Here is a 26007-nt window from a genome sequence, read left to right as displayed (position 1 = left end):
TCGGTCAACCAAGCGCTTGGCCAAGCCTACCAATGGGACTGGACGAGCATCTGCACGCCCACGGCCAGGACCGCTTGCGCCGACAGCCACGCGCGCGCCGGGGGCCTGTGGTGCGCCGCCGCCAGGACCACCCAGGCCGCGTACGGGACCCAAATACGCTCGACCTCCCCTCTGGTCACGCCCGAGACGTCCAAGGCGGCCACACCGACCAGGGCGGCGCCGACCAGCAAGGCCAGCGGACGGCGGCCAGCGAGCACCGAGGGCAGGGCGTGGGCCGTCGCCGGTCCTACCAACAGCCCCAGCACGGCGACGTTCGCGATGATGAAGTAGGCGTAGGAGCGTTGCGCGGAACCCCTGCTGATGAGATACGTCTCGTGGGTCGCCGCCACTCCGTCCGGCCACCAGAAGCCGGCGAGGGTGAAGGCCAACGGGACGACCGCCGCGCAGCACACCACGATCGCGAGCAGCCGACGGTGAGGGCGGGCCAGGACCACCACCGCAAGCGGCAGTGCGAAGAGGGGAAGCAGGCCGTAGCTGAGGTACGGCAGCGTTCCCAAGAGCAGACCCCCGCCTGCGGATGCGAACGCACTGGCTCGCGTGGCCGCCACCGCGATGAGAGCGGTCGCCCAGGCGCCCACGCCCAGGAAGAAAGCGTCCATGGACGTCGCGATCCAGAGTGTGAGCGGGGCCAGTACCAGAAAGGGCAGCGCCCGCCGGGCGGTCGTCTCGTCCGCCACACATCGGACGGTGATGGCGATGGCGATGACGGCGGACGTCCCCACCGCGATGATGAGGGCGGCCGACCAGCCGGTGCCGCGCAACCCGGTCTCCTCCAGTGCCCAGAGCACCAGAGTCGGAAGCGGCGGATGCCCTCGTACGTGGGTGGTGTAACCGCCCAACCGCTCGGTGAAGGTACGCACCCATCCGAGGGGGTCGGCCCGTACGTCGTCCAGTGCGGCCGGGTATTCGGTGGGCGCGTCCAAGGGCCGGTGCAGCGCGTCTAGGCCGTCGCTAAGGGAGAGGACGACCGTCCAGGCGATGGCCGCGATCCACGACACCGGCAGCAGCATCCGCCAAGAGAGGCGTTGGGCGAGCCACGGAAGAAGCGCGACGGAGACGGCGGCCACGCAGACGGCGGGAAGTATCTGCCAGGTGAGCAGGTGTGGCTCCGCGTGAAGCGGGGGCAGGTCGTCTTCGGTGGCCAGGCCCGCACGCCGTAGCGCCTCACCCGTGATGAACGCGCCTGCGATCAGCAGCGCCCAGAGACCGACCGCGACCCACCCTGAACGGGCCTGCGAACTGCGTGGAGGAGCCTGCGGTCGCTCCAGGTCAATCAGGCTCATCCGAACGCTTCCTGAAGAAGCCCCAGAGCAGAGCGATCACAGCGATGGCCGCGAGGACGATGAGGAGGTTCCTGCCGTAGGGGAGCGGAAGTATGGACGGGTTGTCGGCGCGCCGCCCGTACCCGAGGACGAACGGCAGCGCCATAAGCGACACCGTGCCCGCCACCAGAAGCGTGTGCTGTACGCGCCTCCGGTAGGACGCAGGCAGACGAGTGGTGAGCGCCTCCACGAGGAGCACGCACGGGGCGAGGACACCGTCATGGGCGACCGCGGCTCCCGCGAACCACACCGCCCACCCCGGCGGGTTGGTGTCGGACCCGGTGACGATGCCCCACACGCCGAGCACGATGAACGCGACCCCGGCCGCGTAGGCGGCGAGGCGCGCCCTCATGCGACCACCATCCGGTGCACCCACTTGGTCTGGTTCACGCCAGGACGGTTGGGCGCGATGAGCCTGCACGGGAACCCGTGGTCGAGGTCCAGGGGCCTCCCGTTCACGTCCAGCGCGAGAAGCGTGAGGGGGTCGTGCCAGTGGCGCGGGCTGACCCAGGAGGTCTTGTAGAGCCCGGCCACCTCCATCGACACGAGCTGTACGCGGGCGTCCGGATCCACACCGGCCAGGTGAAGGAGGTCGCGGAGCCGCACGCCTCCCCAGGTCGCCCCCGCGCTCCAGCCTTCGACGCACGCAATGGGCAGCCGTACCGAGCGGGACGGGAGCGCACGCAGGTCACTCAGGGACAGCGACAGTTCGCGTTGGACGCGTCCGGTGACCCGTAGCCGCCAGGCCGGGTCGTTCGCGTTCGCCTGGGTCACTCCTGCCGCGAAGGCGGACCGGTTGACCGGTAGTCCTTGTGGGCCGACGCCGGGCCGCCTTGGAGCGAGCACCGCCAGTTGGGCGAGTGGCGGGAACGCCTCGCCGACCGTGGTGACCGTGATGGCTCCCCCGGCGGCGGCTACGGTCGCCAGGAACGCGCGCCGGTTGAGGCCGTCCTCTGGACGCTTCATCACCGTGTGGCGCGTCGTGGCCCATTGGTTGGCCACATGGATGAGGAGCGCCCCGATGAGGATGTACGCCGTCCAGTAGTGGGCCGTCGTGAAGAAGAAGGGAAAGGCGTACCAGTAGGCGATGTTCAGTACCCCGGTGACGACCTGGAACAGGGACGCCCCCACGAGGAGGAAGATGAACGCGCGCTCCAGCGCATGCCCTACGGAACGAATGGGCGGCCTCTGCAACAGCTTGGGATAGACCGTCCACAGCTTGGCCAGCAGCAGGGGGATGGTGGCCAATCCCCCGATGACGTGCAGTCCCTGCGTGACCCGGTAAAGGTTCACCGGACGCGACGGCCACATCAGCCAGCCGGGCGGATGCTGCATGAAGTGGCTGATCAGCCCCGTGACGAAGGCGATGGTGAAGGAGACGCCCAGCCAGATCCCCAGCCAGGACGCCACCCGCTCGTCATGCAGGCGGCTGCTGAAACGGACAACCCCCGCCCGCTGGACGGCCCCCGCCCGCTGGACGACACTCATCTGTTCAAGGCGACGAACCACCGGCCCGCCTCCTCCCAGACTTCGGTGACGGCGGCCCCGCACTCGCCCGCCAGGCCGGCGATGTCGTCGGCGGACACCCACGCCCACGGGAACCAGTCCCCGACCACACGTCCGTTACGGAGCCGCACCCGGCCGGTGTACGTCCGGATCCCCGGCGGCATCACCTCCGCCAGGACACGGCCTCCGGGCGCCAGCAGGCCGAGCGCCCGCTCCAGCAGTGTGCGCGGGTCGCCGCCGATCCCGATGTTGCCGTCGGCCAGCAGCAGCGTCGTCCAGATCCCGGCCCCGGGGACGTTGCCGAACACGTCCCGGCACAGCGCCGGACCGCCCGCCGCCACCGTCAGGGCGACCGCGTACGGCGCGATGTCGATGCCGAGGGCGAGCAGCCCTCGTTCGGTCAGCGCGACGGTGAGCCGCCCCGGGCCGGAGCCGACGTCCAGCGTGGGGCCGGAGCAGCGTTCGAGCAGGCCCTGGTCGCCTGGACGCAGCGCCATCCACTCCTGGACGGGGAGAGGGTCGCGGTGGCCCGTCCCGTCCTCGAACTCGACCTCGACGCCGTCGCGGCCCTCCAGCGCCCGCTCGTACAGCTCGCCGATCACACCGTCCTCCCGATCACGCCGTTCCTCCGGTGGCGGTCCCCGTGAAGGCGGCCACCGGCGGCGTGACGGTCCGGAAGGCGGCGGCGAAGCGCCCGTGCGGTGCCAGGGCCGCGACCTCCGCGGCATCGGCGGCGGTGTCCACATCGGTCAGCGGCGGCAGCGGGGCGACGTCCAGGCCCGCCGCGCGGAGCCGGGCGAGCTGGACCCGCCCGGTGTCGGGACGCGACATCGGGACCCCGCGCAGCAGCCCCGCGTTCGGGCGTGCGAGGCCGAGCAGCCAGAAGCCGCCGTCGGCCGCCGGGCCGAAGACCGCGTCGCGCGTGCGCAGGGCCGCCGCCGCGCGCTCCAGCAGGCCCGTGGTGACCTGAGGGGTGTCCATGCCGATCAGGACGAGGGGACGCCCGTCGTAGGCGTCGTCGTAGGCGTACGCGAGCCGCTCGTCCAAGCCGTCCCCGCGCTGAGGGATCACGCGAATGCCGGGCGGCAGCCAAGGACCGGGACGGCCCCGCAGGACGAGGGTGCGTGCACAGGCGTGGGTGCGGGCGACCACGCTGAGCGTGTCCTCCAGGGACGCCTCCGCCAGCGCCGCGGCCTGTTCGGGTGTGTACGGGGGCGTCAGTCGTGTCTTCACCCGTCCGGGGACGGGCTCCTTCGCTATCACGAGCAGATCGGCCGTCACCGCGCCACTCCGGCCAGCACGCGGCGCATGTCGCGCACCGCCCGTAGGGTTCCGCCTACCGTGCCGGTCACCTTGGAGCGACCTTGGCGGGGACGGTACGCGACGTCGATCTCGGTGATGCGCCAGCCCGCGTCCACCGCTCTCATCACCATCTCCAGGGGGTAACCGAAGCGGCGGTCGGTCAGGTCTAAGGCGAGCAGGTCCTTTCTGTGGACCGCTCGCATGGGGCCGAGGTCGTGCAAGGCGGTCCCGGCTCGCCTGTTGAGGGAACGGGCCAGAACGGCGTTGCCAGCGCGGGCATGCAGTGGCCAGGCCCCGCGTCCCGTTGGGCGCCGCCGACCGAGCACCAAGGCGGCCCCCGCATCGCCCAGCGCCTCCACGAGCCGAGGCAGCTCCGCCGGGTCGAGCGAGGCGTCGGCGTCCATCACGCACACGACGTCCGCTTCGGCCGCCAGCAGCCCGGCATGGCAGGCGGCGCCGAACCCACGGTTGGGTGCGTCCACGACATGCGCGCCGTGGCGTAGCGCGACGCCCGCCGAGCCATCGGTGGAGGCGTTGTCGACCACGATGGGACGAAAGCCCTCGGGCATGCGCGACAGCACCCAGGGCAGGGCTTCCGCCTCGTTCAGGCAAGGAAGGATGACATCGGCCGTAGGACTCATCGGCCTGCTCCCACCATGGCGAACTCGGCCATCCCCTCGGTGAACGGCACCGCGGCCACGTACCCGAGTTCGCGCCGCGCCCGCTCAGGGCTCGCCACGATGTGCCGGACGTCGCCCAGCCGGTAGCCACCGGTCACCTGCGGGGCCGGGCCGCCGTACACGTCGGCCAGCGCGTTCGCCATCTCCGCTATGGAACGAGGCGTGCCACTGGCGACGTTGTAAGCGCGCAGCCCCCCGTTGTGGGCGCGCGACCCCGGAGACTCGGAATGCTCCAGGGCAAGCACGTTCGCGCGCGCCACATCGCGCACGTGGACGAAATCCCGCAGTTGCCGCCCGTCCTCGTACACCAGCGGCGCCTCGCCCCGCTCCAGCCGTGACCGGAACAGCGCGGCCACCCCTGCGTACGGCGTGTCCAAGGGCATCCGCGGCCCGTACACGTTGTGGTAGCGCAGGGCCACAACGGTGCCCCCGGTCATGCGTGCCCAGGACGCGGCCAGATGTTCCTGCGCCACCTTGGTGTCCGCGTACACGTTCCGTGGATCCAGGACGGTCTCCTCAGGCACCACACCCGGCTCCAAAGGGTCGCCGCATACAGGGCAAGCGGGCTCGAAGCGCCCCGCCCGAAGGTCGCTCTCCGCACGCGGACCGGGCCGGACGTCCCCATGGTGAGGGCAGGTGTAGGCGCCTTCCCCGTACACCACCATCGACGAGGCCAGCACCAGCCTTCGCACCCCGGCCCGTGCCATCTCCGCCAAGAGGACGGCGGTGCCGCCCACATTCACCGCCGCGTACGCAGGGAGGTCGAAGACGTCCACACCGAGACCGACCATCGCGGCCTGGTGGCAGACCGCGTCCACGCCCCGCAGGCAACGCGCCACGGCATCGTGGTCACGAACATCCCCGACCTCCGCCCCCGGCCGCAGATCGAACCCGCGCACCTCGTGCCCGGAGGCCGTCAGGGCCTCGGCGATGTGCGAGCCGATGAACCCGGCCGCGCCTGTGAGCAGCACTCGCATGCGACGACCGTAGGTCACCTGATGTGCGCGAACGCTCGCGAAACGCGACCCGTACGAACCTCGTAAGATTTGCCGCCCGCCGCATGCCCGTTCACTTGCCCGCCGACGAAAGGACGCGATGACCGCACACGACCAGGCCGTCCCGGGGCTGCCGGACGACGCGTACGACCACGACGGCCAGCTCACCAAGCGCGAGGTGCGCGCGGTCACGCTGGCGCGCCTCGCGCCCGCCCCCGGGGAACTCCTTTGGGACGTGGGCGCCGGTGCGGGCAGCGTCGCGATCGAGTGGATGCGCGCGGCCCCGTCCTGCCGTGCGGTCGCCATCGAGAGCCGGGCCGATCGCGCGGCCCGCGCCGCCGCCAACGCCGCCGCCCTCGGCGTCCCGGGCCTCCAAGTGGTCACCGGCGAGGCCCCGGGCGCGCTCGCCGGCCTCGACACCCCTGACGCGATCTTCATCGGCGGGGGCGCGACCGTTCCCGGTCTGATCGAGACCTGCTGGAACGCGCTGCGCCCGTCCGGCCGCCTCGTCGTCAACACGGTCACCGTCGAGGGCGAGCGCGCGGTCCTGGCGGCCCGCGAGCGCTTCGGCGGCGACCTGACCCGGATCGCCGTCGAGCACGCCGTCCCGCTCGGCGGTCTCACCGCCTGGCGTCCCCGGCTTCCCGTCCTCCAGTGGACGGCGGTCAGGGGGCCCGGCCGACGATCGTCCCGGCCCGGTCGATGACCACGATGTCGACCTCGACCGGGGCGCCGCGCAGGACGTCCAACGCCACCTCGCGGGCGCGGGCGGCGACGAGGTCGCCCAGCGGCAAGCCGGCGTCCGCGCAGATCCGCAGCGCCTCCAAGGCCGTGCCTGCGCCCCTTACCCGTTCGGCGACCTCCGGGTTCTCCTGCACCAGTCCCGCCAGCAGGCCGAAGTCCACCTCCGAGCGCTTGGAGTGCAGGTCCAGATGGCCCGCGGCCAGCTTGGCGAGCTTGCCGATGCCACCGGCGATGGTGAGCCTCGGCACCGGGTGGCGCCGCAGGTACTTGAGGACCGCTCCGGCGAAGTCGCCCATGTCCAGCAGCGCGTCCTCGGGCAGGCCGTGCAGGTCGGCGACGACCCGTTCGGACGTGCTTCCCGTCGCCCCCGCGACATGGGTGCGCCCGGCGGCGCGCGCAACGTCCACCCCGCGCCGGATGCTGTCGATCCAGGCCGAGCACGAGTACGGGACGACGATGCCGGTCGTCCCCAGGATCGACAGGCCGCCGAGGATGCCGAGCCGCGGGTTCCATGTGTGGCGGGCCAGTTCCTCGCCGCCGTCGACCGAGATCTCCACGATCGCGTCGGCGCCGTCCAGGACCTCCCGCATCATCCGGCGCGGCACCGGGTTGATCGCGGGCTCCCCGACCTCCAGCGGCAGCCCCGGCTTGGTGACCGTGCCGACGCCCGCCCCGGCGCGGAACACCACGCCCGTGCCCGGAGCGCCCAGCCGCACGGTGGAGCGGACCAGCGCGCCATGCGTGACGTCCGGGTCGTCGCCCGCGTCCTTGACGATCCCCGCCATGGCGGCGCCGTCGCTCAGCTCCTCGGCCGCCAGCGCGAAGGCCGGGCGCCGCCCGCCGGGCAGGGTGATCTCGACCGGGTCGGGAAACTCTCCGGTCAGCAGCGCGGTATAGGCGGCCTTGGTCGCCGCCGTCGCGCACGCGCCCGTCGTCCATCCGTACCGCAGAGAGCTCACGGCCCTACCATGCACCCCGTGCGGGTGTTGCTGCTCGGCGGGACCGCCGAGGCTCGGCGGCTGGCCGGTGAGCTGGCCGGACGGCCGGAGTACGACGTGGTCGGCTCGCTGGCGGGACGGGTCGCCCAGCCCGCTCCGGCGCCCGTTCCCACGCGGATCGGCGGGTTCGGCGGCGCGGACGGGCTGGCGGCCTGGCTGGAGGCGGAGCGGATCGACGCGGTGGTGGACGCCACGCACCCGTTCGCGGCGAGGATCACCCGGTCGGCCGTGGCGGCTTCGCGGCGGACGGGGGTGCCGCTGCTGGTGCTGCGCCGCCCCGGCTGGGCCGAAGGGCCGGGGGACGACTGGCGCCGCGTCCCGTCTTTGGAGGAGGCGGCGCGGCGGCTGCCCGGCGACCGTGTCTTCCTCACCACGGGACGCATGGGGCTGGCCGCGTTCGCGCACGACCGCGAACGCTGGTACCTGGTGCGGTCGGTCGAGCCCCCGGCCCCGCCGATGCCGCCGCGCGCGCAGGTCGTGCTGGGACGCGGCCCGTTCACCGTGGACGGTGAGGTCGCCTTGATGCGTGAGCACCGCGTCGACGTGCTCGTCACCAAGGACAGCGGTGGAGAGGCTACGGCCGCCAAGCTGGTCGCCGCGCGCAGGCTGCGCGTCCCCGTGGTCATGGTGGACCGGCCTCCCGCGCCCGACGCACCCATGGTGACCAGCGCGGACGAGGCGCTGACCTGGCTGTTCCGCCTGACCGCGGATTAACAAACACCCGGAAACTTCCTACGAAACGCCTTTTTCGCTTATCAAGGGAGAGAATTCAACTATCCGGGCGAAAATAGTCCTGGTTCGGTCTCGACCGGACTCGACCGGAAGCGAGGGCGGCGGTGAGCGGACCTCTCCCCCCAGGCGGATCCGGAGGCCGCGATCCGCGCGATCCCGCCAAGTACTTCGGCGGCGGCACGCCCGACGACACCGGTGAGCACGAGGCCCCGCACCGGCCCGAGACCCGCCCGGCCCGGATCGCGCGCCCGCGACGCGGCATCATGGTCGGCCCGCTGGCGGGCGCGGTCGCGCTCGTCGTCCTGCTCGGCGTCAGCCTCTACGCCTTCGTGGTCGCCGACGGCGCATGCGCCGGCGCCGGGACGATCACGCTGGACGTCGCCGTGGCGCCCGGCATCGAGCCCGCGATGAAGAACGCGGCCGACCGCCTCGCCACAAGCGGGCAGGCACGATGCACACGCGCGACCGTGCGCACGGCCGACCCCGCGGAGGTCGCCGCGCTGCTGGCCGGGACCGTCCCGGGACGGGCGGAGCGCAGGCCCGACGTGTGGATCCCCGACTCCTCCCTCTGGGTCGCGATGGCGGGCACGAAGGACCGGAACGTCCTGCCGACCCGCACGTCCGTCGCCCGGAGCCCGGTCGTCGTGGCGCTCCCCCGCTCCCTGGCCACCACCCTCAGGTCCCGGGGGAACCCGTCGTGGAACGACCTGCTGCGGGCGGCCGGGGCCACGACGGGCGGCGCGGCCCCCGGGAACGCGGTGATCCCGCCCGGCGCGGCGCGGCTGCTGGTACCCGACCCGGCCCGTAACGCCGCCGGGATGCACGCGCTCGTCCTCACCGACGCCCTCCTGGCCGGCGACCCGAACCAGAACGCGATCTTCGCGGGGGTCGCGCGTACCGTCCGGGAGAGCACCGTGCCGACCGTGCGGGCCGAGTTCGCGCGGTTCCGGCCGATGAGGACGGGTCGGCGGCCGATCGCCCTGGCCTCCGAGCGGGACGTGTGGGCGTTCAACCGGACCCGTCCCGCCGAGCCCGCCGTCGCCGTCCACCCGCGGGAGGGGACGCTGTCCCTCGACCACCCGTACACGATCACGGCCATCGACCCGGCCCGCCGGAACGCGGCGCGGCTCCTGGAGCGCGCCATGGGCGCCCGCGCCACCCGGGACGAGCTGCGCGCGCTCGGCTACCGCGCCCCGGACGGGACGGCCCCGGCCACGTTCACCGCGGCGTCGGGGGTGAACCCCGCCCGTACGCGGGAGCTGCCCGCCCCGCGCCCGGCCAGGGTGCGGCACGTCATGCAGTCCTGGTCGAGGCTCGCGCTGGGCATCCGCCTGCTGACCCTGCTGGACATCTCCGGGACGATGGCCGAGCCGATCGCCCCGGGCACGACCCGGCTCCAGGCCACGGCGCGGACCGCGCAGACCGGGCTCAGCATGATGTCCGACGACACCGAGCTGGGCGTGTGGGCGTTCTCCACCAGGCTGCGCGGGAACCGGGACTGGATACAGCTCGTCCCGGTCGGTCCGCTCGGCGAGCGGATCGGTTCGGCGACCCGCCGCCAGAAGGTGCTGTCCAGCCTGGGCGCCATCCGTCCCAAGGTCACCGGGGACACCGGGCTGTTCGAGACGCTGACGGCGGCGTACCGGGAGATGACGCTGAGCTACAAGCCGGAGTTCATCAACACGGTGCTGCTGTTCACCGACGGCAAGGGCAACGACGACCCGGGCGGGCCGACGCCGGCGCGCACGCTGTCCCGCCTGCGGGCGATCACCGACCCCGGCCGGCCGGTGCAGATCATCATGGTCGGGGTGGGCCGGGGCGTGGACACCCGCGAGCTGCGGCGCATCGCGGGAGTGGTGCCGGGCGCGGTGTACGTCGCGGAGTCCCCCGACCGGATCATCGAGATCTTCCTCGCCGCGCTGTCCCGCCGGATCGGCGGCTGAACCGCGCGTCCCGCTACGGCGGGTCCAGCAGCCGGACCGCGGCCAGCGCCAGCACCATCTCCGTCAGGTCGCCGGGACGCGCCAGCAGCCTGCCGGTGAGCTGCTCGATGCGGCGCAGCCGGTTCAGCACCGTGTTGTGGTGGCAGTACAGCTTGGCCGCCGCGCGGGACGCCGAGCCGTCGCACTCCAGCCAGGTCGTGAGGGTGGACAGCAGAACGTCACGGTAGGCCGGGTCGATCTCGTACAGCGGGCCGAGGACGGTGCGGCCCAGCCGGCTCGCCAGCCGGGGCTGGGAGACCACCAGCGCCGCGGGCAGCCGCCGGTCCAGCGGCGCGATCTCCGGCTCGCCGCCCCAGCAGGTACGCCGCGCCAGCTCGGCGAGCCACCGCGCGGTGCCCAGTTCGGCCAGCGTGGTCACGACCGGGCTGACCCCGGCGTGCGCGCGCAGACGCGGGCGCAGCGCCTCGACCAGCTCGTCCAGGCTCGCGGTGCCGAGCGCGACCAGGGCGACCTGGGCGTCGGCGCGCATCCGCCAGATGAACCGCATCCCGCCGGAGGTCACCGGGCCGTCCTCGCCGCCGGGCCGGTCGGGCATCTCCGTCTGGCCGACCGCGACGACCGCGTACCGGCCCTGCTCGGGCAGCCCCAGCACCTCGTCGGCGGTGGCGATGAGCGAGCCGTCGGAGCCGTGCCCCTCCAGCAGCGCGTCCACGACCGCATGGATCCGCTCCTCGCTGCGGCGCAGCAGGTCGTACTCGGTGCGGTGGTAGGCGGCAGCGGCGGCGCTGGACTGCTCGTCGATCGTGTACCAGGTGCGGGTGGCGTGCCGGACCAGCATCGGCACCTGCTCGGGCGCGTCCTGGCTGACCGCCTCGACGACGGCCTCCCAGAACACCATCCCCGCCAGCCGGTACGAGCGCAGGAGCTGGTCCAACGGCTGGCCCTGCTCGGCGCGGCGCCGTCCGAGGCGCTCGGCCCACTCCAGGTCGGTACGGCCGCGGCCGGGTTCGAGGATGGCCTCCAGCCCGTGCCCCAACCCGACATGGCACACCTGCCAGAGGTCGTCGCGCAGGCCGGGCGGGCGTTCCCACTCCTCGCCGCGCAGGATCTCGGCGACCAGCCGGTCGGCCAGGTCCGGCAGCCGGTCCGACAGCCGCCGCACCGCCTTCCGCATGATCGCCGCACTGCCGTGCTCCGCCTGCGTCGCGCTGATCGCCATGTCTCCCTCCCCTCCGGGGGTGGCGCCATGGTGCCATCGGTCCGCGGGTGTGACCAGACACAGGGAGGCCCGCCGCCCGCGGACTGTGACGGCTCACAACGCGGGCCCGCGGCGGTTGCTTCGCCTCCCTCAATCCGAACCGCGCTCTGGACCGGCCTCTCCGGGGCGTGCTGATGTTCAACCCCCGACCACCGGGATCGGACCCACGAAGGAGGCCAGGTGCGCGCTCAGCGACCGCGAAGCGGGGGGACACCGGGATGAGCCCGCCGGCATTGGCGGTGACCGGACTCACCGTCGACTACGGCCCCGTCCGCGCGCTGCGGGACGTCTCGCTCCTCGTGCCCGAGGGCGGGTTCGTCGCCGTGCTGGGCGGCAACGGGGCGGGCAAGTCGACGCTGCTGCGGGCCATCTCCGGGGTGCTGCCGTTCCACGGCGGCGTGGTGCGCGAGGGAGGGATCGCGGCGGCGGGGACGTCGTTGCGCGGCCGCCGTCCCGACCAGATCGTCCGGCAGGGCGTGGTGCAGATCCCCGAGGGACGGGACGTGTTCGCGCGCATGACGGTCGCCGAGAACCTGCGGGCGGGCGCTCTGGGCGTCCGCGACCGCGCGGCGGTCGCGGCCGCCAGGGACCGGGTGCTCCGGCTGTTCCCTGTGCTGGCCGAGCGCGAGAGGCAGCGCGCCGGGCTGCTGTCGGGCGGCGAGCAGCAGATGCTCGCCATCGGCCGCGCGCTGATGGCCGGGCCGCGGCTGCTCCTGCTGGACGAGCCGTCGCTGGGCCTGGCCCCCATCATGATCGGCCGGATCGCCGAGACGATCAGCGCGATCAACGGCGAGGGCATCGCGGTGCTGCTGATCGAGCAGAACGCGGCGCTGGCCCTGGAGCTGGCCTCGTACGCCTACGTGCTGGAGGTCGGCGCCGTCGCGCTGGAGGGATCGGCGCGGGAGCTGGCCGCGTCCCCCGAGGTCAGGGACCGGTACCTGGGCATCACCGGCGACGCGGACGACGAGCCCGACCTTTCGGCGGAGGGCCCGGTGAAGACGCTCACGAGGTGGTCGGGATGACCACGGCCACCGCCCGGCCCGGCGGCGCCGCGCCCGCGCCGCCGCCCTCGGACGCGCCCGAGCTGGTCGTGTCCGCGCTCACCGTCCGGTTCGCCGGGCTGACCGCGCTGGACGAGGTGAGCTTCACCGTCCCGCCCGGATCCCTGCACGCGCTGATCGGGCCGAACGGGGCCGGCAAGTCGACGTGCTTCAACGTGCTCTCCGGGCTGTACCGGGCCACGTCCGGCAGCGTGCGGCTCGGCGACGTCGAGCTGACGTCGCTCAGCCCGCACCGGATCGCCGCGCTCGGCGTGGCCCGCACGTTCCAGAACATCGCGCTGTCGGGACGGCTCAGCACCGCCGACAACCTGATGCTGGGCCGCCACCGGCTCACCAGGACCGGCTTCGTGTCGGCCGGGCTGCGGCTGCCCCGTGGGCGCCGCGAGGAACGCCGGCACCGCGAGCGGGTCCAGGAGATCGCCGAGTTCGTCGGGATCGCCGACCATCTGCCCGTCCCGGCGGGGCTGCTCCCGTACGGCGTGCAGAAGCGGGTCGAGCTGGCCCGCGCGCTGTGCCTGGAGCCGCGGATCCTGCTGCTGGACGAGCCGGTCGCGGGGATGAACGGGTCCGAGCGGCGCGCGATGGCGGCCACGCTGCGCCGGATCCGCGCCGGGCTCGGGCTGTCGATCCTGCTGGTCGAGCACGACATGGACATGGTCGCGCGGCTGGCCGACGAGGTCACCGTCCTGGACTTCGGCAAGCGCATCGCCACGGGCCCGCCGGCCCGCATCCAGCGGGACCCCGAGGTGATCCGCGCCTACCTCGGCACGTCCCACATCCGCCGCGAAGGTGAGGCCACCCCATGAGCGCGTTCGCCGAGGTCCTGGTCAACGGGCTGTCCAGCGGGGCGGTCTACGCGCTCATCGCGCTGGGATTCGTGATCATCTACAAGGCCACCGAGGTGATCAACTTCGCCCATCCGTCGTTGCTGCTCGCCGGGGGCTACGTGATCGCCGAGCTGCACGACGAGGTCGGCTTCGCCGCGGCGGTGCTGCTCGGCGTCGTCACCACCGCGGCGCTGGCCGCGCTGGTGGAGCTGGTGGTGCTGCGCCGGCTCAAGGCGAGCGCGGCGGGCGGGCACTCGACGCTCAGCATCGTCACCATCGGCGTGGACATCGTCCTCACCGTCGAGCTGACCCGGCGGATCGGCACCGAGGTCATGCCGCTGGGCGACCCCTGGGGCGACCGGGTGGTGCGGCTCGGCGACGTGACGATCGCGCAGACCAGGATCGCGGCCATCCTCGTCGCCGTCGCGGCGATCACCGCGTTCCTGCTGGCGTTCAAGTACACCTCGTGGGGCATCGCGATGCGGGCCACCGCGGAACGCAGGGAGACCGCGGCGCTGATGGGCGTCAGGCTCGGGCGCGTGTCCGCCGGGGCCTGGGCGGTGGCCGGGGCGTTCGCCGCGCTGGCCGCGCTGTTCCTGTGCGTGTTCCCCACCCCCGGGCTCGATCGCACCACCTCGTTCGCCGCGCTCAAGGCCCTGCCCGCGGCGGTGATCGGCGGCGTGGACTCCACGACCGGCGCGCTGGTCGGCGGGCTGCTGATCGGCGTCACCGAGTCCGCGGTGGTCGGCTACCAGAACGACTTCTCCCTGCTGGGCGGCGGGTTCGCCGAGGTCGCCCCGTACCTGCTGATGGCCGTGGTGCTGCTGGCCCGTCCCGCCGGGCTGTTCGGGACGCGGGAGGTCGGCCGTGTCTGAGCGCCTGCCGCGCCTCCTGCCGCCCGCCGCCGGCCTGGCCGTCATGCTGGCGCTGCCCTTCTACGCGGGGTCGTTCTGGCTCCAGGCGGGACTGTTCGCGATGTCGGCCGCGATCGGCGCCATCGGCCTGAACCTGCTCACCGGCGCGGCCGGGCAGCTGTCCCTCGGCCACGCGTTCTTCCTCGCCGTCGGCGCGTACTCCTACGTCTGGCTGGCCGCCGAGCCGGAGACGGCCTCGGGGCACGAACTGACCGGCCTCGCGCTGCCCACGCCGGTCGCGGCGGTCGCCGCCGTCGGCATCGCCGGGCTCGCCGGCGGGCTGTGCGCGCCGCTGGCGGGACGCCTCAAGGGCGCCTCGCTCGGCGTCGCCACGCTCGCGCTGGTGTTCGCCGGCCAGCACGTCCTGTTCCGCGCCGAGCCGCTGACCGGCGGCGTCAACGGGCGCGCGGTCCCGCCGATGGAGCTGTTCGGGCTGAGCCTCACCGACGTGCCGCAGCCCGCGGTGATCCTCGGCGTCCCGTTCGGCGGGCTCGAACGGCTCTGGTACCTCGGCCTCGCCCTGCTGGTGGCCGCGGCCTGGTTCGCCCGCGGCGTGCTGCGCTCCCGTCCGGGACGGGCGCTCAACACCATCCGCGACCACGAGATCGCCGCCGGGGCGCTGGGCGTGCCGGTCGCCCGGTACCGGGCCGCCGCCTTCGCGCTGTCGTCGATGTACGCGGGCGTGGCCGGGGTGCTGCTGGCGCTGGTGTTCCAGCGCACCGTCCCCGACTACTTCGGGCTCGCGCTGGCGCTCGACTACCTCGCCATGATCGTCATCGGCGGGCTCGGCTCGGTGGCCGGCGCGGTGCTCGGCGCGGTCTTCGTGTCGATGCTGCCGTCCCTGCTGACCCGCTACGGCGACGCGATCCCCCTGGTCGCCGAGCCGGGCGCCGCGTCCGGCCTGGCCCCCGCCGAGGCGGCCAGGCTGCTGTACGGGGCCGCGTTCATCGCCGTCCTGCTGTTCCTGCCCGGCGGGCTGCTCGGCCTGGCCGCCCGCGCCCGGCGCAGGCCGGCCCTCCCGTCACCCCGCCGCGCCGACCCGCTCGGGCGCGGCGGGGCCGCCGAAGCCCCGCCCGCCATCGGCCATGCCGGCCAAGAAACCGAGGAGCGAACCGTATGAAGCAACCGACGTACCGGCGGCGTATCACCGCCGCCACCGCCGCGGCGCTGTCGCTGGCCCTCGCGGCCGGTGCCGCGGGATGCAGCGGCAAGGCGACCGGGGGCGGCGGGTCCGGCGAGGTCAAGACGGGCCCCGGCGTCACCGCCGACAAGATCACCCTGTCCGCGCTGACCGACCTGACCGGCCCCTACGCCGCGCTGGGCAAGGGCGTCACCCAGGCGCAGAAGCTGTACTACGACCAGCTGAACGCCGCCGGGGGCGTGTGCGACCGCAAAATCGACTTCAAGGTGCGCGACCACGGCTACGACCCGCAGAAGGCGCTGGCCGCCTACAGCGAGGTCGGCCCGCAGTCGGCCGCGATCCCGCAGGTCATCGGCTCCCCGATCACCATCGCGCTGAAGTCGCGCATCGAGCGGGACCACATGCTCACCATCCCGCAGGCGTGGGCCCACACGCTGCTGGGCAGCAAGTACATCCAGATCACCAGCACCACCTACGACCTGGACATGGTCAACGGCGTCGACTTCCTCACCCGGACCAAGGGCATCGAGAAGGGCGACAAGATCGGTCATCTGATCCTGGAGGGCGACTACGGGCAGAGCGCGGTCGCCGGGTCCCGCTACGCCGCGGGCAAGGCCGGGCTGAGCCTGGTCGAGCAGCAGGTCAAGGCCACGGACGCGGACATGACCGCGCAGGTCGGGGCCTTCAAGAAGGCCGGGGTCAAGGCGATCCTGGTGAGCGTGAGCCCGCGGCAGGCCGCCTCCGTGGTCGGCGTGGCCGCCGCGACCGGGCTGAACGTCCCGTTCGTGGCGAGCAACTCCGCGTTCGCCCAGCAGCTGCTGGCGACCCCGGTCGGCCCGATCATGGAGAAGTCGTACTTCATCATGACGGCGGCGCCGCCCTTCAGCCTGCGGAACCCGGCGATGGAGAAGCTGGCGGGCGAATACCAGATGGCCTACAAGGGGCAGCCCCTGGACTCGGCCGTGTACTCCGGCTACGCCACGGCCGCCATCGTGGGCGAGGCGCTCAAGAAGGCGTGCGCCAACAAGGACCTGACCCGCGACGGGATCGTCAACGCGCACCGCTCCAACGCCAAGTTCGACATCGGCACGGGCGGCACCCCCATGGACTTCACCCAGTTCACCCGTCCCGCGTCCCGGGCGAGCTACGTCGTCCGGCCGGACAAGGCGGCCCGGGGCGGCACCAGCCTCGTCGAGGAGGCGAGGGAGTCGGAGCTGGCCAAGGGCTACGACCCGCCGCAGGGCTGATCCGGGGAACGCCGCCGAGGAGGAGTCACACGAAACGGAGGGCGCGACGTGGGATCCGTAAGCCCGTCCGCCCGGGAGCACATCCCGGGCGCCACCCCGACGGGCCTCCTGGACACCACCCCACACGACACCAACCGACACGACCCACTCCGGCACGACACCACCCGACACGACACGGCTCCACACGACAGGCCGACCGTGGCCGCCGCCGGCACCGCGCTGGACGGCGGCGGCCCGGCGCGCCCGCTCCGCGGACGCGACCGGGAGCTGGCCAGGCTCGACGGGCTGCTGGGCCGCGCCCGTGACGGCCACGGCGGTGCGCTCACCGTCATCGGCGGCCCGGGAACGGGCAAGAGCGCCCTGCTCGGCACCGCCGTCCGGAAGGCGGGGACAAGCTTCCTGGTCCTGCGCGCACGCGGCGTCCGGCAGGAAAGCGCGGTCCCGTACGCGGGACTGCACCGCGTGCTGCGCCCGATCGCCGACCTCATGGAACGGTTCCCCAGCGTGCGGCAGGGCGGCGTCCCTCCCCTCGCCCTGTACGCGGAGGTGTGCTCGCTGCTGGCCGAGTCCGCCGCCGAGCGGCCGGTGCTGTGCTGGATCGACGACGCGCACCGCCTGGATCGCGTCTCGCTGGAGGCGCTGGCGTTCGCGGCGCGGCGGCTGGCGGACGTCCCGGTGGCCGTCCTGTTCGCCGCCCGTCCCGGCCCGCCCGGGTCGGCGGTGGCCGAGTGCCTGGACGACATCCCACGGCTGGCGCTGGAACCGCTGGACGAGGCCGCGAGCGTCCGCGTGCTCCAGGACCTCACGTGCGGGGCCCTGGACGAGGAGGCGGCCTCCGAGGTCGCCGAGCCGTCCGGGGGCAATCCGCTCGCGCTGGCCGAACTGGCCGGCGCGCTGACCCCCGAGCAACTGTCCGGCACGGCGCCGCCGCCGCGCTCGCTGCCGCAGGGAAGCGCGCTGCGTGCCCACTACCGGCGGCGCTATCTGCGGCTGACCACCGGGGCCCGGCGGCTGGTGCTGCTGGCCGCCGCCGACGACCGGCTCGAACTGACGACGCTGTCGCGCGCCGCCGCCCTGGACGGCATCGACCCGCGCGAGCTGGAATGGGCGCGCGCCTCCGGGCTGGTCGAGATCGACGGGGGGCGGGTGGACATGCCGAGCGCGCTCGTCCGGTCCTGCCTGTACGCGGACGCCTCACCGGCCGAGCGGCGCGCCGTCCACGACCTGCTCGCCCGCGCGCTCGAGGGCGAATGGCACGCTCCCCGCCGGAGCTGGCACCGGGCGGCGCCCGCGGACGAGCCCGACGACGCGCTGGCCGACGACCTGGCGTGCGCGGCCGAGACGTCGCGGAGCACGGGCATGCACGCGGACGCGTCCCGCCTCTGGGAACGCGCCGCTTCCCTGTCCACCCGCCCGGAGGTGCGCGCGGAACGCTACCTTGCGGCGGCGCACGAGGCGTGGGCCGCGGGGCGGGGACGGCGTGCGCGCGTCCTGCTCAGGCGGGTGCGTCCGCTCACCTCCGACACCAGCCCGGCTCTGGCGGGACGCACCGATCTGCTGCACGGCGACATCGAGTTCTGCGACGGGCTGCCGGTGATGGCGCAGTGGATCCTGCGGGAGGCCGCCGAACGCCTCGCCGAGGCGTCCCCGGCCGACCCGGCGCCCGCGCTGGACGCCCTGCTGCGCGCCTCGGCCGCCGCCGACGCCACCGGCGACCACCACTACTACGGCGCCATCGTGACGCAGGCGCTGACGCTGACGACCCGTCCGCTCCCGGACGGGGCCACGCCGTCACCCGTCGTCGAGCTGATCCACGACTACTTCGCGGGAATGGCGGCGGCGGGGGTGAACCGGCGCGGCGAGGCGGTGCGGCGGCTCCGCCGCGTCCTGAAGCTGGTCGAGACCATCGACTCCGCCGGCCTGCACCGCACCGACCTGCGGACGTGGGCGTGCGCCGCCGCGGTGGTGATCGGCGACGACCGGCGGGCCCGGGACCTGGCCGCCAGGGCCGTGGCGGCGGCGCGCAACGACGGCGGCGCGGTCGGCCTGCCCCGCGCGATGACGCTGCTGGCGCACTGCGAGATGTATCTCGGGCGGTACCCGGCCGCCGAGTCCACCGCCCGCGAGGGGCTGCGGCTGTCCATGGCGGCGGGGCAGCGCAACCAGCTGATCGAGCAGCGCGCCGTCCTGGCGCTCCTGGCCGCGTTCCGCGGCGACAGGGCGACCGCGCTCTCCTGTCTGGACGGGCTGGCCGAGGAGGGCGGGCGGCGCGAGCTGATCCGCGCCACCTCGTTCGAGCCCTGGGCGCTGGCCTGCCTCGACCTGGCCGACGACCGCGCCGAGGACGCCGCCGCCCGGCTCCGGCAGCCCGCCGGGTCGGGGTCGGGGCACCCGGTGCTGCGGCTGCTGGCCATTCCGCATCTGGTCGAGGCGTGCGTGCGGATGGGCGAGCGCGAACCGGCGCGGCGCGCGTTCGCCGCGTTCGAGCGGTGGGCCGGGTACGGGCGCGGCCCGGCGCGCGCCGCACTGGCCGAACGCTGCCGGGCGCTCCTTGCCACGGACGAGGAGACCGCGCACCACCACTACGAGGAGGCACTGCGCCTGCACGAGGACGGCGACTCGGCGTTCGAGCTGGCCCGTACCGCGCTCCTGTACGGGCACCGGCTGCGGCGCGACCGGCGTCCCCGGGACGCCCGCCCGCACCTGCGCAACGCCGCGCAGATCTTCCAGCAGGCGGGGGCGGAGCCCTGGGCCGCCCGTGCCCGCGCCGAGCTGCGCGCCGCCGGGGAGACCCTGAACGGCCCCGCGCCCGCCGGGGGCGGCGCGGGCCGGGGACCGCTGGACGCGCTGACCGCTCAGCAGCTCCAGATCGCCCGGCTGGTCGCCGCCGGCGCCACCAACCGGGAGATCGCCGCCCGGCTGGTGATCAGCCCGCGTACGGTGGACGGCCATCTGCGCAACATCTTCACCCGCCTCGGGTTGCGTTCCCGGATCGAGCTGGCCCGGCTGCTCCGCTGAGCCGCGCACCAGCGAAAGGGATATTTCGCCACGCTCACCGCGAAAGGACGCACGGTCTGCGAAGCGATCGATGAAGTTTGCGCATTGCTCCATGTAAGGGCCCCGGGGGCGGGGGTACGGTGGTGCCCGCCAAGGAGAGCGGGACCCGGGCACCGCGCGCCGTTCGGGCGACCGGCCGCTGGAGGCGTAGTCACACGAACGATCGACGAGCAGGATCGTGGTGATCTCGTGACCGGGTGCGGAGTTCGGCCAGTCATGGCGGTGCGGCCATGACGGCCGCGATGGAGCGGCTCGGCGACCCTTTGCGGGTGTCCGGAGGCCGCGACGACAGGCGGCGGGGCCAGGCGGTGCGCGGGGCGGTGCGCGAGCGGGCCGCCGCGCTCGTCGGCGACCCGGAGCTGCTGGACGACATCGAGCTGATGACCTCCGAGGCCCTCGCCAACGCCGTCCTGCACGGCTCGGGCCCGATCGGGGTCACGGTCGCGACGAACGGACGGCGGCTGCGGGTGGAGGTCCGCGACGAGGGCCCGGCCGCCGCCCCGGCCGAGCCGGGACGGCGGCGCACCGACCACGGGCGCGGCCTGACGGTCATCGGCGCCCTGGCCGCCGACTGGGCGCTGGAGCGTTCGGAGACCGAGACCCGCCTCTGGTTCGAGGTGGAGCTCCGCCCTCGCAGGAGCGGCTAGCGCCGCCGGGAGGTCAGCGCGCGGGCTCGGCCGTCACCTCGGGCAGGTCGCCGTCCGGCGCCTTCTCGCCGGGCAGGTCGAGCGCGTCCCGCAGGACGACCGGCTTGAGGGCCAGCGCCGCGACGATGCCGACGGCCGCGATCGCGATGGAGATCAGGAAGATGTGGCCGGTGGCGTCGCCGTAGGCCGCGCGCACGACCGCTTGGATGGGGGCGGGCAGGGACTGGATGTCCAGGTCGGCCCCGGCTCCGCCGCCGTTCCCGCTGACGCCGAGCTTGGCCAGGCCCTGCGCGATGTTGGTCGCGACGTGGTTGGCCAGCACCGCGCCCAGCACCGAGACGCCGATCGTGCCGCCGAGGGAGCGGAAGAAGGTGACCGCGCCGCTGGCCGCGCCGACCTCGCGCAGCGCCACCGAGTTCTGCACGACCAGGACCAGGTTCTGCATGGACGAGCCGACGCCCAGCCCGATCAGCAGCATCGCCAGCGTCAGGAACCACAGCGGGGTGGTGTGGTCGATGGTGGCCATCATGGCGAACCCGCCGGTCAGCACGACGGTGCCGAACACGATGAACGGCTTGGGCCGGGCCGTCTTGCTGGTCAGCCGGCCGATGACGGTGGAGCCGCCCAGGACGCCCAGCATCATCGGGAAGGTGAGCAGGCCCGCCTCGGTCGGGCTGTAGCCGCGGCCGATCTGGAAGTACTGGCCGAGGAACACCGCGCCGCCGAACATCGCCATGCCGACCGACAGGCTCGCCACGATCGCGAGCGCGGTGTTGCGGCGGGCGATGACGTCCAGCGGGACGATGGGCTCGCGCACCCGCGACTCCACCAGCACCGCCAGCGCGATGATCAGCAGGCCGGGGACGACCATCGCCGCGGTCTGCCAGGAGACCCAGGGGAACGAGCCGTCGACGAAGGTGATCCACAGGAGCAGCAGGCTGACCCCGGTGGCGATGAGCACGGCGCCCCAGTAGTCGATCGAGACGTCCTCACGCCGCACGTGCGGCAGCTTGAGGGTCTTCTGCAGCAGCAGGAACGCCGCCACGGAGAACGGCACGGCGATGAAGAAGCACCAGCGCCAGCCGAGCGCGGAGTCGACGATGACGCCGCCGAGCAGCGGGCCGCCCACCGTGGCCACGGCCATGACGGCGCCCAGGTAGCCGTAGTACCTGCCGCGCTCGCGCGGGCTGATCATGCTGGCCAGCACGATCTGGACGAGGATCTGCAGGGCGCCCATGCCGAGGCCCTGCACGGCCCTGGCCCCGATCAGCGTCTCGGTGTTGTGCGCGAAACCGGACACCAGCGAGGCCGTCGTGAAGATCACGATGGCGGCCTGGAGCAGCTTCTTCTTGTCGTAGAGGTCGGCCAGCTTGCCCCAGATCGGGGTGCTGACGGTGGAGGTGAGCAGGGCCGCGGTGACGACCCAGGTGTACTGCGACTGGGTGCCCTTGAGCGCGCCGATGATCTGCGGTAGCGCCGTGGCGACGACGGTCGCGCTCAACATGGCCACGAACAGCACCAGCAGGAGGCCGCTGAGCGCCTCCAGGGTCTGTCGCCGCGTCATTGGCGCGGGTTCGGTCTGCGCGCTCAAGCAGTGCCTCCTCAGGCGGTCGAACATGAGTCGGTTCGGTGCGCATGCATCTGTGCGACATACACAGAATGCCCCGCGCCGAGGGAAAATTCCCAATGGGCAAAGTTTCTCAGTGGGCAGCCGACCCGCTGGATAGGCTGCACACCATGGGCACCCCTGCCGGGCTCCGGGAGCGCAAGAAGGAGGCGACGCGCCAGGCGCTGCACGAGGCCGCGATGCGCCTGGCCGTGGAGCGCGGCCTGGACAACGTCACCGTCGAGGCCATCGCCGACGCCGCCGGGGTCTCCCGGCGGACCTTCTCCAACTACTTCGCGGGCAAGGAGGACGCCCTCCTCTACGGCGACGAACGGCGTATGAACCGGCTGCTGGAGGCGTTCGCCGCCCGTCCGCCCGGCGAGCCCTCGTGGACCGCGCTCCACCGGGCGGCCCACGGCGTGTACGAGGAGATCGGCGAGCCCGACCCCCAGTGGGTCGCCCAGTCCCGCCTCGCCCGCAAACATCCCTCCGTCCTGGAACGGCAGCTCACCCACTACGCGGGGTACGAGCGCCGCCTGGCCGGCCTCATCCGCGACCGCGACGGCCTGCCGCCCGGAAGCCGCCGTCCCCGCGTCCTCGCGGGCGCCTTCCTCACCGCGATGCGGATCGCGGCACAGGTCTGGACCGAGGAGGAGCCCACAAGCCCCCTCCTGGCGGTGCTGGACGAGACCGTCGAGGAGATGGCCCGCCCCTTCACCGAACCGCCGGACTAGTACACGGTTGAACTATCCGTGCGCGCCGCTAGGGTGACGGCATGGCCGGGGACGATCGGGCAGCCGAGGGCGCGGTGGACTTCTGGTCGTTCGTGGAGCTGGCCGACCGGCGGCTCTCCGAGGAGTTCGGCTTCCGGCACCGGCTCGCCACCCAGGTGCTGCTCACCCTGAACCGCGCGGCCATGATCGTCACCTATGACCTGGAGGCGTCGGTGCACCGGCCGCGCGGGCTGTCGTGGGCCGCGTTCCGGCTGCTGTTCGTGACCTGGCTGGCCGGCCCGCTGGAGTCGCGGCGCGCGGCCACGCTGGCGGGCATGACCAGGGCCGCGGTCTCCAACCTGGCCAAGTCGCTGGTCGCGGACGGCCTGCTGGCCCGCTCGCCCGGCGAGCGGGACGGCCGCTCGGTGCTGCTGTCGCTCACCGACCGCGGGCACGCCACGATGCTGGAGGTCTTCCGCGCGCAGAACGAGCGCGAGCACCAGTGGACGGGCGTGCTCACCGAGACCGAGCAGCGCATCCTGATCATGCTGCTGGACAAGCTGATCTCCAACCGAGACCAGTTCGACGTGCGCGAGCGCAGGTGATCTCGCCCCCGCACGGGTAGGGGATTGACGGGGCCGCCCGCCGGAGAGACGGTTAATACATGAACTAATTCCTCGGACGAGCCGGAGGAGGGGGAGCGATGGCGTACTACCGCCGGGTCGGTGACGTGCCGCCCAAGCGCCACACCGCGCACCGCGACGGCGAGGGGCGCCTCTACCGCGAGGAGCTGATGGGCGAGGAGGGCTTCTCGTCGGCGTCCTCGCTGCTGTACCACCGCGGCGTGCCCTCGGCGCTGGTGGACTCCACCATCTGGGAGATCCCCGACGTGGCGACCACGCCCAACCACCCGCTCAGACATCGCCACCTGCGCCTGCACGAGCTGTTCCCCAAGGACACCTGGGCGAGCACCGACGTGGTCACCGGCCGCCGGCTGATCCTGGGCAACGCGGACGTGCGCCTGTCGTACGCGGTCTGCACCGCCGACTCCCCGCTCTACCGCAACGCCACCGGCGACGAGATCGTCTACATCGAGTCCGGCGAGGCCACCGTCGAGACCATCTTCGGCGCCCTGCACGCCAGGCAGGGCGACTACGTCATCCTTCCCACGTCCACGACCCACCGCTGGCTGCCCAAGGGCGAGGGCCCGCTGCGCGCCTACATCATCGAAGCGACCGGGCACATCGCCCCGCCCAAGCGCTACCTGTCGCGCTACGGCCAGTTCCTGGAGCACGCCCCCTACTGCGAACGCGACCTGCACGGCCCGACCGACGTCCTCCAGGCCACGGGCACGGACGTCGAAGTGCTGGTGAAGCACCGCACCTCGCGCGGCCTGGCCGGCACCCGCATGGTGTACGCCGAGCACCCCTTCGACGTGGTGGGCTGGGACGGGTGCCTGTACCCCTTCACCTTCAACGTGCACGACTTCGAGCCGATCACCGGCCGGGTCCACCAGCCGCCGCCCGTCCACCAGGTGTTCGAGGGCAACAACTTCGTGGTCTGCAACTTCGTGCCACGCAAGGTGGACTACCACCCGCAGTCGATCCCCGTCCCCTACTACCACTCCAACGTCGACTCCGACGAGATCATGTTCTACTGCGGCGGGAACTACGAGGCGCGCAGAGGATCGGGCATCGGCCAGGGCTCGGTCTCCGTCCACCCCGGCGGGTACGCCCACGGCCCGCAGCCGCTCGCCTACGAGCGCAGCATCGGCGTGGAGTTCTTCGACGAACTGGCCGTCATGGTCGACACGTTCCGCCCGCTGGAGCTGGGCGAGGGCGGCCAAGCCTGCGAAGACCCCGCCTACGCCTGGACGTGGGCAGGACGCCACGCCTGAATGCCCGTCATCCCCTCCCCGCTCGGTGACTCTTCGTTCTCACATCGCAATCACCATCCCCCGGGACGGAGAGGCCATAGCAGGGTATTTTTTCAACATCAATAAATAACGGCCTCTTGTGACGGGTGAGGGGAGCCGGCTCGGCGTGGCGCAGGTGCTGATGGACGGCGAAAGCAGGCGACGTTGGCGAGCCGGAGCGCTCATGCTCTGTGTCTGGCTGGCACTGACCGGATGCGAGACCCAGACGCACCGGGGCACCACGGCGGGCGGTGAGACCACGGTTCCCGCGGCCAAGGTGACGATCACGCCGGCGCAGGGCACCAAGAAGGCACGTCCCGACAAGGGCGTCGTGGTGACGGCCGCCGGGGGGACGCTGCAATCGGTCACCGTGCGGGCCAAGGGCAAGGACGTGCCGGGCGAATTCAACGCCCAGCGCACCCAATGGCGGTCCAAGTGGACGCTCAGGCCGTCCACGTCCTACACGGTGAACGCCGTCGCGAAGAACTCGATCGGCACCGCGTCGCAGGCGTTCAGCTCGTTCAGGACGCTCAAGCCGAAGAAGACCATCGACGTCTCGCTGGACTGGATCCTGGAGAACAACCGGGGCGACACCTACGGCGTCGGGATGCCGATCATCCTCAATTTCGACCGCGCGGTGTTCAACAAGGCGGCGGTCGAGCGGGCCCTGGAGGTCAGGGCCGAGAAGCCGGTCGAGGGCGCCTGGCGCTGGATCGGCGACCGGCAGGTCGTGTACCGGACCAAGGAGTACTGGGCCGCGCACCAGAAGGTGACGCTGAAGGCGCGGCTCGCGGGCGTGCGCGCCGCCAAGGACGTGTACGGCACCAGCGACTTCACCCGCACCTTCGAGATCGGCGCGGCCCGGATCACCAAGGTCGACCTGAAGAAGCACCGGTCGGTGGTGACGGTCGACGGCGAGAAGAAGCGCACCATCCCGGTCAGCGGCGGCAACGGCAGCACCCTGGAGTACACGACCACCAGCGGCGTGCACCTGACCATGGAGAAGAACAACCCGACCCGGATGATCTCGCCGGGCCGCAAGAAGGGCGACCCCGGCTACTACGACGAGCTGATCGGCTGGGCGGTGCGGATCTCCAACAGCGGCGAGTACCTGCACCAGACCGCGGGCGAGGAGTACTGCCTGGGCCGCGCCAACTGCAGCCACGGCTGCGTCCGGCAGCCCGCGCGCGACGCCATCTGGTTCTACAAGAACTCCCAGCCGGGCGATGTCGTCATCATCAAGGGCACCAGGCGCAAGCTGGAGTGGAACAACGGCTGGTCGTTCTGGCAGCTCTCCTATGAGAAGTGGAAGAAGGGCAGCGCCCTCGACTGACCGGCG

Annotated in this window: 24 protein-coding genes; 14 read left to right on the top strand and 10 right to left on the bottom strand. The window is 72.9% G+C overall.

Features of this window, described 5'->3' with window-relative positions; all coding sequences use genetic code 11:
• Window positions 1–26: 26 nt before the first annotated feature.
• From ACGWYJ_RS01445 to ACGWYJ_RS01415, 7 genes are read right to left on the bottom strand one after another with little or no spacing between them, the layout of a single operon-like run.
• Entirely contained in the window at window positions 27–1343 is a 1317-nt protein-coding gene (locus tag ACGWYJ_RS01445; RefSeq protein ID WP_395103628.1) for a hypothetical protein, read from the bottom strand.
• Entirely contained in the window at window positions 1330–1734 is a 405-nt protein-coding gene (locus tag ACGWYJ_RS01440) for a hypothetical protein (protein WP_395103627.1), read from the bottom strand. The genes ACGWYJ_RS01445 and ACGWYJ_RS01440 overlap by 14 nt, the downstream gene beginning before the upstream one ends.
• Window positions 1731–2870, bottom strand: coding sequence for a molybdopterin-dependent oxidoreductase (locus ACGWYJ_RS01435; RefSeq protein ID WP_395103626.1), 1140 nt, complete (start codon window positions 2868–2870; stop codon window positions 1731–1733). Before ACGWYJ_RS01435 ends, ACGWYJ_RS01440 begins: the two co-directional genes overlap by 4 nt.
• A complete protein-coding gene (locus ACGWYJ_RS01430; protein WP_395103625.1) occupies window positions 2867–3490 on the bottom strand; it encodes an SAM-dependent methyltransferase in 624 nt (207 codons plus the stop codon). The genes ACGWYJ_RS01435 and ACGWYJ_RS01430 overlap by 4 nt, the downstream gene beginning before the upstream one ends.
• A 13-nt stretch (window positions 3491–3503) precedes the next feature.
• Window positions 3504–4169: a TIGR04282 family arsenosugar biosynthesis glycosyltransferase gene (locus tag ACGWYJ_RS01425; protein ID WP_395103624.1), complete on the bottom strand. Its 666-nt coding sequence runs from the start codon at window positions 4167–4169 to the stop codon at window positions 3504–3506.
• The gene (locus ACGWYJ_RS01420; protein ID WP_395103623.1) at window positions 4166–4831 is read right to left on the bottom strand and encodes a glycosyltransferase family 2 protein; all 666 of its coding nucleotides are present in this window, start codon (window positions 4829–4831) and stop codon (window positions 4166–4168) included. Before ACGWYJ_RS01420 ends, ACGWYJ_RS01425 begins: the two co-directional genes overlap by 4 nt.
• Window positions 4828–5847 (bottom strand): NAD-dependent epimerase/dehydratase family protein, encoded by a 1020-nt coding sequence (locus ACGWYJ_RS01415; RefSeq protein ID WP_395103622.1) that lies wholly within the window; start codon window positions 5845–5847, stop codon window positions 4828–4830. The genes ACGWYJ_RS01420 and ACGWYJ_RS01415 overlap by 4 nt, the downstream gene beginning before the upstream one ends.
• Before the next feature lie 118 nt (window positions 5848–5965).
• Here ACGWYJ_RS01415 and cbiT point away from each other — a divergent pair, with 118 nt between their 5' ends.
• A complete protein-coding gene (gene cbiT, locus ACGWYJ_RS01410; protein WP_395103621.1) occupies window positions 5966–6571 on the top strand; it encodes a precorrin-6Y C5,15-methyltransferase (decarboxylating) subunit CbiT in 606 nt (201 codons plus the stop codon).
• Here cbiT and ACGWYJ_RS01405 read toward each other — a convergent pair.
• Window positions 6531–7568: a cobalt-precorrin-5B (C(1))-methyltransferase gene (locus tag ACGWYJ_RS01405; RefSeq protein WP_395103620.1), complete on the bottom strand. Its 1038-nt coding sequence runs from the start codon at window positions 7566–7568 to the stop codon at window positions 6531–6533. The two genes, cbiT and ACGWYJ_RS01405, sit on opposite strands and share 41 nt — an antisense overlap.
• 18 nt (window positions 7569–7586) lie before the next feature.
• Here ACGWYJ_RS01405 and ACGWYJ_RS01400 point away from each other — a divergent pair, with 18 nt between their 5' ends.
• Together ACGWYJ_RS01400 and ACGWYJ_RS01395 are read left to right on the top strand one after the other, a co-directional pair.
• Window positions 7587–8321 carry a cobalt-precorrin-6A reductase gene (locus ACGWYJ_RS01400; protein ID WP_395103619.1) on the top strand — a complete coding sequence of 245 codons (735 nt, stop codon included), beginning with the start codon at window positions 7587–7589 and terminating at the stop codon, window positions 8319–8321.
• 122 nt (window positions 8322–8443) lie between these two features.
• Window positions 8444–10282 (top strand): substrate-binding domain-containing protein, encoded by a 1839-nt coding sequence (locus ACGWYJ_RS01395; protein ID WP_395103618.1) that lies wholly within the window; start codon window positions 8444–8446, stop codon window positions 10280–10282.
• A gap of 13 nt (window positions 10283–10295) precedes the next feature.
• Here the strand turns inward: ACGWYJ_RS01395 and ACGWYJ_RS01390 are convergent, their stop codons facing one another.
• Window positions 10296–11501, bottom strand: coding sequence for a PucR family transcriptional regulator (locus ACGWYJ_RS01390; RefSeq protein ID WP_395103617.1), 1206 nt, complete (start codon window positions 11499–11501; stop codon window positions 10296–10298).
• Between the two features lie 257 nt (window positions 11502–11758).
• On the opposite strand from ACGWYJ_RS01390, the gene ACGWYJ_RS01385 reads away from it, so the two are divergent.
• The 7 genes from ACGWYJ_RS01385 (at window position 11759) to ACGWYJ_RS01355 (ending at window position 20434) form a co-directional block, all read left to right on the top strand.
• On the top strand, window positions 11759–12562 hold the full coding sequence (locus tag ACGWYJ_RS01385) for an ABC transporter ATP-binding protein (RefSeq protein WP_395103616.1): 804 nt from the start codon (window positions 11759–11761) through the stop codon (window positions 12560–12562).
• Complete coding sequence (locus tag ACGWYJ_RS01380; RefSeq protein ID WP_395103615.1) at window positions 12559–13407, top strand: ABC transporter ATP-binding protein; 849 nt, start codon at window positions 12559–12561, stop codon at window positions 13405–13407. Before ACGWYJ_RS01385 ends, ACGWYJ_RS01380 begins: the two co-directional genes overlap by 4 nt.
• Window positions 13404–14303, top strand: a complete 900-nt coding sequence (locus ACGWYJ_RS01375; RefSeq protein ID WP_395103614.1) for a branched-chain amino acid ABC transporter permease — start codon at window positions 13404–13406, stop codon at window positions 14301–14303. Before ACGWYJ_RS01380 ends, ACGWYJ_RS01375 begins: the two co-directional genes overlap by 4 nt.
• Complete coding sequence (locus ACGWYJ_RS01370; protein WP_395103613.1) at window positions 14296–15462, top strand: branched-chain amino acid ABC transporter permease; 1167 nt, start codon at window positions 14296–14298, stop codon at window positions 15460–15462. Before ACGWYJ_RS01375 ends, ACGWYJ_RS01370 begins: the two co-directional genes overlap by 8 nt.
• Window positions 15459–16730: an ABC transporter substrate-binding protein gene (locus tag ACGWYJ_RS01365; protein WP_395103612.1), complete on the top strand. Its 1272-nt coding sequence runs from the start codon at window positions 15459–15461 to the stop codon at window positions 16728–16730. The genes ACGWYJ_RS01370 and ACGWYJ_RS01365 overlap by 4 nt, the downstream gene beginning before the upstream one ends.
• A gap of 48 nt (window positions 16731–16778) precedes the next feature.
• Window positions 16779–19748, top strand: a complete 2970-nt coding sequence (locus ACGWYJ_RS01360) for an AAA family ATPase (protein ID WP_395103611.1) — start codon at window positions 16779–16781, stop codon at window positions 19746–19748.
• Between the two features lie 269 nt (window positions 19749–20017).
• Complete coding sequence (locus tag ACGWYJ_RS01355) at window positions 20018–20434, top strand: ATP-binding protein (RefSeq protein WP_395103610.1); 417 nt, start codon at window positions 20018–20020, stop codon at window positions 20432–20434.
• A gap of 13 nt (window positions 20435–20447) precedes the next feature.
• On the opposite strand, the gene ACGWYJ_RS01350 is transcribed toward ACGWYJ_RS01355, so the two are convergent.
• Window positions 20448–21998 (bottom strand): MDR family MFS transporter, encoded by a 1551-nt coding sequence (locus ACGWYJ_RS01350; protein WP_395103839.1) that lies wholly within the window; start codon window positions 21996–21998, stop codon window positions 20448–20450.
• A 173-nt stretch (window positions 21999–22171) separates the two neighbouring features.
• Between ACGWYJ_RS01350 and ACGWYJ_RS01345 the strand changes: the two genes are divergently transcribed.
• The 4 genes from ACGWYJ_RS01345 to ACGWYJ_RS01330 all read left to right on the top strand — a co-directional run bounded on the left by ACGWYJ_RS01345 (window position 22172) and on the right by ACGWYJ_RS01330 (window position 26001).
• The gene (locus tag ACGWYJ_RS01345; protein ID WP_395103609.1) at window positions 22172–22774 is read left to right on the top strand and encodes a TetR/AcrR family transcriptional regulator; all 603 of its coding nucleotides are present in this window, start codon (window positions 22172–22174) and stop codon (window positions 22772–22774) included.
• 41 nt (window positions 22775–22815) lie between these two features.
• Complete coding sequence (locus tag ACGWYJ_RS01340; RefSeq protein ID WP_395103608.1) at window positions 22816–23358, top strand: MarR family winged helix-turn-helix transcriptional regulator; 543 nt, start codon at window positions 22816–22818, stop codon at window positions 23356–23358.
• Window positions 23359–23456: 98 nt separating this feature from the next.
• Window positions 23457–24650 carry a homogentisate 1,2-dioxygenase gene (locus tag ACGWYJ_RS01335; RefSeq protein WP_395103607.1) on the top strand — a complete coding sequence of 398 codons (1194 nt, stop codon included), beginning with the start codon at window positions 23457–23459 and terminating at the stop codon, window positions 24648–24650.
• 202 nt (window positions 24651–24852) lie between these two features.
• Window positions 24853–26001: an Ig-like domain-containing protein gene (locus ACGWYJ_RS01330; protein ID WP_395103606.1), complete on the top strand. Its 1149-nt coding sequence runs from the start codon at window positions 24853–24855 to the stop codon at window positions 25999–26001.
• The last annotated feature ends 6 nt before the right edge of the window (window positions 26002–26007 follow it).

The sequence above is a fragment of the Actinomadura sp. SCN-SB genome (genome assembly GCF_043906805.1).
Lineage (GTDB): Bacteria > Actinomycetota > Actinomycetes > Streptosporangiales > Streptosporangiaceae > Spirillospora.
This window is presented reverse-complemented; position numbering and strand designations above follow the sequence as displayed.